Raw genomic sequence first — 6,891 nt, 5'->3', positions numbered from 1 at the left:
GTTGCGGCGTTCACCTACCGTGCGGCTGGTTCGCCCGCGGTTAAGGGCGACTCCCCGTACAGTGATGTGGCTCCCGGTTCGGCGTTCTACCGTGAGATTCTGTGGGCTCAGCAGAACAAGGTGGTGCTGAACGCTAACGGCGCTTTCGATGCTCAGTACATGGTGACTCATGGTGAGTTGGAGACTCTGATTGAGGCGTTCCAGGCTCGCGCTAAGTAAGGTCGTTTAGCCCGCCCGCATCCCCCTCGGGTTTTACCTTGAGGGCGCGTGCGGTGCATCGGATAACTCTCTGGTTCCCCGTGCTCCCGAATGGTTTTCTGTTCGGGAGCACGGGGTTCAGCTTTTATCAGCTAACTACTGTGTGAGATTTCTCGAAACCTTAAAGTATTCCTTGAGTGTTTCCTGACAATCGTTCAACGCTTTGATAGGGTGAGGATATCCCCGAAACCGAGGGGGATTTTCAACCACTTTTCTCATCGGGCGTGCGCAGATTCTGCGACCGATTCCCAACCTGCCGGTAAGCTCGCGCAGCCCCGGAGAAATGACCCTAAGGATGTCTTATGTCCTCACTTCCGAACTCTAAGTCTTCATTCCTCCGCGCGGCTCGGAATTGTAGCGCGCTCGCACTGGCGGGCGTGATGGTCCTGCCGCTGACCCCGGCGTTAGCCCAGGACGCAGCGCCCACCGCAAACGCGCCCGTTGCTAACGCACCGACTGCCAATACCCCCGCCCCTGCAACTCAGGATGTCGCGGATGAGCCGTCTTTCACCGTTGTCTATGAGGATTACTACTACCAGGACGGCCGTGACGTCTTCAAGCAAGAGGGCGACGGCCTGTACACCGGTGAGGACAGTAAAATTACGGTTCTGGGCACCGGCTTCACCAAGGAGTGGCGCAAGCAGCACGGCAAGGTAGTCATCTACATCGCGCCCGAGGAGAACGTCCCCTACAACGCACATCAGGTGACCGATACCCTCTTGCGGTTTGAAGAGGGCAAGGACTTCACCATTGACGATGACGGCACCTTTGTCGCCCCTCTGAATGTTGAGGCTAATACTTTGCCGAGTTACTACACTCTCACGGAGTATTTCCCGGATATGACTCTGGACAAGGTGCGTTACGAGGTTGGCATCCTCGCCGAGCCCGAGGGCCAGCCGCAGTCGACCGTTCAGGATATCTGGGCTCGCAAGAACGTTGTGACGCATCACGGTCTGAGCACCAATGATTATCACTTCGATACCTTCGCACCTAAGTTGAAATACGACGCTTTGAAGGACCCCACGAAGGATCAGGAGCTGCTGATTCAGGGTCAGGGCTTCGTAGGGACTGACATCCCCGGCGTTGAGGGCATGATGTACGTCATTCGCGAGAAGGGCACGGGTTCCCCCGTCCTGGTTATGAGCGAGATGAAGCGTTACGTCCACGGTGATGATGAATACGAGACGGGCCTGGAGGGAGGCTTCGCTTTCGTCAATCTCAAGATTCCCGCGAACACGCTGGATCCGTCCAAGCAGTACGTCATTGAGGCGTGGAGCGACTACGGTTACCCCAGCAAGACGGATAAGACTCTCATCACGCCGATGGTGGGTTTTGCCCCGGAGCACCGCGGCGTTCTTTTGGCGCACCAGGATTTGAAGTTTGAGGGTGTCCAGCGGTTCACGAATGCTTACGTACCCGTAGAGGAACGTATGTACTTTTCGACATCGCTGAACGACGAGGAACAGAAGCAGCCTGCCACCCGCGGTGAGCTGGTTTCCTCCCTTTATGAGATGAAGGGCAGCCCCAAGGTGGACCTTCCTGAAGTCTCCCCGTGGCCGGATGTGAAGACGGACGATCCGAACTACGCCGCCTACATTTGGGCTCGTGAAAAGGGGTGTTACCTTCGGCGGACCTGACGGAAAGTTCCACGCGGAGGACGGTCTCACGAATGCAACCGTTGCCGCAATGATTTACCGTGCGTCTGGTTCACCGGAAGTATCGGGTGTTTCATCCTTCCCGGATGTTACGCCGGATTCCGCGTTCTACCGTGAGATTCTGTGGGCTACCCAGCAGAATGTTATTACTCCCGAGACTGGCATGTTTGAACCGAATCATGCTGTGACCCGCATTGAATTGGACTGGATGTTGTTCTATTACCGGCATCGCGTGATGAACCCTATCACTACTGGCCTGTATCGCATTGCTAACTAAGTAGGCCAGGCCGGTTCTAGCCCGGGCACCTCGTCACAACGGACGGGGTGCCCGGGCTCTTACGCACTGAGTACGCGGTGAGGGAATCTGCGCGGATTCTTCTAGAGTTCTCACCCCTAGAATTCTCGCCCTAGAGTTCCCACGCGGGGGCTGCGGCGGTGCTTGCCGAGTGCGCGTCATGACCGGTTGCCACGCCGGTGGAGACGGTGAAGTCCCACGGGTCGGTGTTCAGTGCAGACAGCTTCGTTTCGATGGTGAAGCCGCGCTCAGCGAGCAGGGCGCGCAGGCGGTTTGCCGCCGACTGTAGCCAGAGGGATTCGCTGGCGGCGTGGGAGCAATCAATCAGGGCGATGTTGCTACCGTCAACTCGTGCGGTTTCGCGGAATTCGCTGGCGGGGTGGTGGCGCAGGTCGGCGGTAATGTACACCTGCGCGTCGGTGGCGCGCACCGCGTCGAAGAGAGAGTCACCGGCACCACCGCAGAGAGCGACGCGGCGGATCGGCTGGTCAGCGCGTCCGGCGATGCGCAGGCCACCGGCGGTTGCGGGCAGTGCCGCTGCGAGGCGTTCTGCGAGCTCCTTGAGGGTGATTTCTTCGGGCAGGGTGCCGAGGCGACCGGTGCCTACCGCGTGTTCCTGCTCGTCAAGTACCTGGGTTTGCGCTTCGGTGAGCGGTTCGCGGTCAATCAGGCCGATAGCGTCACAGAGTGCTTCGTTCACGCCTTCAACGGCGGCATCTGCGTTGGTGTGCGCGCCGAGCAGGCCGCATCCGCCTTCGATGAGGGTGTGCAGAACGTTGCCCTTGTAGTCGCTGTCGGGGATGAACTTTGCGCCGCGGAGCAGCAGCGGGTGGTGGGTGATGAGTAGCTGCGCGCCTTCGGCTACGGCTTCTTCGGCGGTGGCGGTGAGGGCGTCTACTGCGAAGAGGACGGTGCTTACTTTAGCGGCGCCACGTCCGGCGACGAGGCCGGAGGCGTCCCATCCGGCGGCGAGCTGCGGAGGGAAGAGCGTGTGGAAGGCGTCGACGACTTCTGCGAGGGTGGGGGTTTCTAGTTTTTCAGTCATACCTCTATTGTGGCAGGTGGCGCGGCGGGGCAGGTGGCGGTTTACGCCAAAGCCTGCAGTAGCGCAGGAATATTATGCGGCTCGGCGGTATTCTTCAGGTAGTGTGGTTTTATAGTTCAAGGAGGAATCATGACTGATGTTGTTCTTGCCGGCGGCTGTTTCTGGTGCCTGGATGCGGTGTACCGCCAGTTCCGCGGAGTTGAGGCGAGCGTCTGCGGCTACACGGGCGGCGATACTCCCGACCCTGATTATCGTTCGGTGTGTTCGGGTGCGACCGGGCATCAGGAGGCGCTGAAGCTCAGCTTTGACCCGCAGGTCATTGACCTGGATACGGTGCTGGATATTTTCTTCACGAGCCACGACCCGACTAGCTGGGATCGTCAGGGTGCGGATACCGGTTCACAGTACCGTTCGGTGCTTTTCTACGCGGATGAGCAGCAGCGTGAGGCGTTTGAGCGTGCGGTGGCGCGTGCTCAGCAGCTGTACTCCTCCCCCATTGTTACGGAGATTAAGCCCCTGGGCGTGTTCTATGAGGCTGAGGAGTATCACCAGAACTATTACGCGTTGAATCCGGCGCAGGGTTATTGTGCGTTTGTGGTGAGCCCGAAGGTGGCTCAGGCGCGCCGTAATTTTGCGCATCTGCTCCGTTAGCTACTCCGTTAGTCGGTGCATCCGGTTCAGTCGAGGCGTATTACGTTGTTCACCCCGTAGCTGTCTTTTGTTGTGTGGCAGCTATGGGGTGTCTTCATATGCACCCGGCTATTTGTTGTTCGCCTGCGCTTTAGGGTTGCTATAAGGTACGCCCGTATGATGGGGGTGTCGACTCACCCCCCCCCCTCGTCCGTTGACCTCCCCGAAAGACTGCTGATGACTAGCTCTTCTTCTAAGCCCGTCGCCTTGAGCCGCCGCGCCGTGTTGGGTGCGGGCGGTGTTGGTCTTGCCGCTGCGTTGTCTGCGTGTGCGCGTACGGTGCATCCGCCGGTTGATACTGCCGCCTCTGAGTCAGCGAGCGCGAGCCCCTCTGCTTCGTCGACGTTGCCGTCTGCGAATAAGTCGTATCAGGGTAAGGTCACGTTCGATAACTTTGAGAAGAACGGCGAGTATGTGCCTGCCACGGCTGAGAAGAAGGCGCAGAATGTGCCCAAACCGATTATGCCGGAGAAGGTGCAGGAGCTGAGCATTGACGGTATTTATGCGCTGATTGGCTATTGGATTTCTAGCTTTAATTATTTGGCGTTGACGGGTGATATTGAGCCGTTGAAGAAGACGGATCCGAGTAGCGAATACTATAAGGAGCTTGAGCCGATGGTTAAGCTCTATGAGACGGGTCGCGGCTGGATTTACGATACGAGTGAGCCGATGTCTGTGTACCTGATGACGGACACTCCCACGCAGGTTGAGGGCGACCGTATTCGTTATTTCTGGCGTGCTCGTTCTCTGGTTGACCAGAATGCGAAGAGGCATCTGACGGAGGGGGACAACCGCGATAAGTCGCTGGCTAGGGCAGAAGATTCTCAGGGGCAGGCGATGAGGATTGTTGTGGAGTATAAGGAGGGTGCTTGGTTTATGAGCACTCAGAAAGATAAGGATGCTGATAAGAGCACGGAGTCTGCGAGCCCCTCAGCGTCCTAGTGCACTAATTGCAGCTTTTTAGACCTTTCTTCGCAAAAGGATATAGGTAGTGGTATTTGATATCCATTCATGTGCTTAGGGTATAATGATGGTGTCAACTCACTCTATTTCCTTTGTTGACTTCTTTTGAAAGGCTGATTATGACGAGCCCTTCCCCCACCTCTGTTGGTATGTCCCGCCGCGTGGCACTGGGTGCAACCGGTGCCGGCGTACTGGCTGCATTGACTGCGTGCGCTAGCGATATTCGCCCGCTGGCTGATGGCTCGGCGTCTAACTCTACTTCCGGTTCTGCTAGTGCATCCGCGAGCGCTTCAGCTAGTGCCTCACCCAGTGCCTCGGCTAGCGCTTCGCCTTCTGCTTCTTCCGGCAAGCATTATAAGGGCCTCGTGAAGTTCGATAACTTCGAGAAGAACGGCGAGTACGTTCCGGCAACCGCCACTCATAAGGCGCAGAATGTGCCGAAGCCTCTCGTTCCGGCGAACATGAACGAGCAGAACGTTGACGGTATTTACGCGTTCGTTGGTTATTGGTTGGCGAGTTCCAACTATCTGCTGATGACCGGCGATACTGAGCCGCTGCAGAAGGTTGAATCTGCGGATTCACTGCAGAATTACCAGAATTTGACGGTTGCCTATGAAAATAATGCGGGCTGGCTCTACGGTGTGGATAGCCCTATGACTCTTGAGTTGCTTTCTGATTCACCACAGAAAATTTCCGGTAGCAGAACTCGTTATGACTGGTTGGCGTACATGAACTACAGCGCCGATATGAAGATTCACATTGAAGGCAGCCCTGATGAACCTTTCATGGAGGATAGTTCGCGGGAACTGACGAAGGTTAGTGTGGAGTACAAGGACGGTAAGTGGATTATGGTCAGCAGTGAGGATGGCTCTTCTGCGACTGACTCTGCCGGCGGGTCTTCTTCTGTCTAAGCACCTACCCTATAGGTAAGGTCTAACGGCTTAAGATAGACTTCTCCCCCGCCTGCGGTAATGCACCGTGGGCGGGGTTTCTTTATGCCGGAACTCGGTGATGCTTTGCAGCGGTATTAGGTTGCTTTGTCATCGGCACTCGATGACGGCTACTGCCGGGTATCTGCGTGTTTGCCGGTATGATGGGGTTGTCAACTCACTCAATTTCCTTTGTTGACTTCCTATGAAAGGCTGATTATGACGAGCCCTTCCCCCATTTCTGCTGGTATGTCCCGCCGCGTGGCGCTGGGTGCGACCGGTGCCGGTGTGCTGGCTGCATTGACTGCGTGCGCTAGCGATATTCGCCCGACGGCTGAAGGTTCGGCGTCTAGCTCCGCTTCTGAAAGCGCCTCGGCCGCTGCTTCCGCATCTGCTTCTTCGGACAAGTCCTATAAGGGCTTTGTGAAGTTCGATAACTTCGAGAAGAACGGCGAATACGTTCCTGCCACTGCCGAGAAGAAGGCGCAGAATGTGCCCAAGCCCCTCGCCCCGGCGAACATGAACGAAGATAACGTTGATGGCATGTATGCGTTCATTGGCTACTGGCTGGCAAGCTTTAACTATGCGCTAATGACCGGTGATACTGAGCCGATGAAGAAGGCTGACCCTGCAGATGTGTATGTGAATGGTCTGCAGGAACTTACGATCATGTACGAGAACGATCTGGGCTGGATGTACGGTACGGATACCCCGGTTACTCTTGAGCTGACTAGTGGTTCACCGAAGAAGGCGTCCGGTAAGGGTACCCGTTACGACTGGCCGGCATACATGAACTACAGCGCCGATGCGAAGATTCACATTGAGGGCAAGTCTGACCAGCCCTTTAAGACCGCTTCTAGCCCGAATGGCAAGCTGGCGAAGGTTGCCGTGGAATACAAGGACGGTAAGTGGATTATGCTCACCGGCGATGAAGGCTCTTCTTCGTCGGCTTCCGCTTCTTCCTCTAGCTCTTCTTCTGTCTAGGCCCCACCATATCGGTTCCGGTCTAACGGTTTGAGGTAGGCTTCTCCCCCGCCTGCGGTAATGCACCGTGGG

5 protein-coding genes and 2 pseudogenes are annotated in these 6,891 nt (G+C 56.8%); 6 read left to right on the top strand and 1 reads right to left on the bottom strand.

The window, feature by feature from the left end; genetic code table 11:
* Together HMPREF2749_RS05075 and HMPREF2749_RS05070 are read left to right on the top strand one after the other, a co-directional pair.
* Nucleotides 1-219 (top strand): annotated as a pseudogene (locus HMPREF2749_RS05075) (gluconolactonase); the annotation flags it as partial.
* A gap of 341 nt (nt 220-560) precedes the next feature.
* Nucleotides 561-2,190, top strand: a pseudogene (locus tag HMPREF2749_RS05070) (S-layer homology domain-containing protein).
* 130 nt (nt 2,191-2,320) lie between these two features.
* On the opposite strand, the gene HMPREF2749_RS05065 reads toward HMPREF2749_RS05070, so the two are convergent.
* Nucleotides 2,321-3,253, bottom strand: a complete 933-nt coding sequence (locus HMPREF2749_RS05065) for a Nif3-like dinuclear metal center hexameric protein (RefSeq protein ID WP_070593612.1) — start codon at nt 3,251-3,253, stop codon at nt 2,321-2,323.
* A gap of 129 nt (nt 3,254-3,382) precedes the next feature.
* On the opposite strand from HMPREF2749_RS05065, the gene msrA reads away from it, so the two are divergent.
* The 4 genes from msrA to HMPREF2749_RS05045 all read left to right on the top strand — a co-directional run bounded on the left by msrA (nt 3,383) and on the right by HMPREF2749_RS05045 (nt 6,819).
* Complete coding sequence (gene msrA, locus HMPREF2749_RS05060; RefSeq protein WP_070593610.1) at nt 3,383-3,904, top strand: peptide-methionine (S)-S-oxide reductase MsrA; 522 nt, start codon at nt 3,383-3,385, stop codon at nt 3,902-3,904.
* 216 nt (nt 3,905-4,120) lie between these two features.
* Nucleotides 4,121-4,885: a DUF6318 family protein gene (locus HMPREF2749_RS05055; RefSeq protein WP_070593608.1), complete on the top strand. Its 765-nt coding sequence runs from the start codon at nt 4,121-4,123 to the stop codon at nt 4,883-4,885.
* Between the two features lie 140 nt (nt 4,886-5,025).
* On the top strand, nt 5,026-5,817 hold the full coding sequence (locus tag HMPREF2749_RS05050; protein WP_044150520.1) for a DUF6318 family protein: 792 nt from the start codon (nt 5,026-5,028) through the stop codon (nt 5,815-5,817).
* A gap of 237 nt (nt 5,818-6,054) precedes the next feature.
* Nucleotides 6,055-6,819: a DUF6318 family protein gene (locus tag HMPREF2749_RS05045; protein WP_080974517.1), complete on the top strand. Its 765-nt coding sequence runs from the start codon at nt 6,055-6,057 to the stop codon at nt 6,817-6,819.
* The last annotated feature ends 72 nt before the right edge of the window (nt 6,820-6,891 follow it).

The organism is Rothia sp. HMSC075F09, from assembly GCF_001810515.1.
Taxonomy (GTDB): Bacteria; Actinomycetota; Actinomycetes; order Actinomycetales; family Micrococcaceae; genus Rothia.
Note: the sequence above shows the minus strand (reverse complement) of the source record. Positions and strands in the feature narration are given on the sequence as shown.

What these genes read in the sequence shown, in the direction of transcription:
- HMPREF2749_RS05065 (WP_070593612.1), bottom strand. Translation starts at nt 3,253, where the DNA reads ATGACTGAAAAACTAGAAACCCCCACCCTCGCAGAAGTCGTCGACGCC.
- msrA (WP_070593610.1), top strand. Translation starts at nt 3,383, where the DNA reads ATGACTGATGTTGTTCTTGCCGGCGGCTGTTTCTGGTGCCTGGATGCG.
- HMPREF2749_RS05055 (WP_070593608.1), top strand. Translation starts at nt 4,121, where the DNA reads ATGACTAGCTCTTCTTCTAAGCCCGTCGCCTTGAGCCGCCGCGCCGTG.
- HMPREF2749_RS05050 (WP_044150520.1), top strand. Translation starts at nt 5,026, where the DNA reads ATGACGAGCCCTTCCCCCACCTCTGTTGGTATGTCCCGCCGCGTGGCA.
- HMPREF2749_RS05045 (WP_080974517.1), top strand. Translation starts at nt 6,055, where the DNA reads ATGACGAGCCCTTCCCCCATTTCTGCTGGTATGTCCCGCCGCGTGGCG.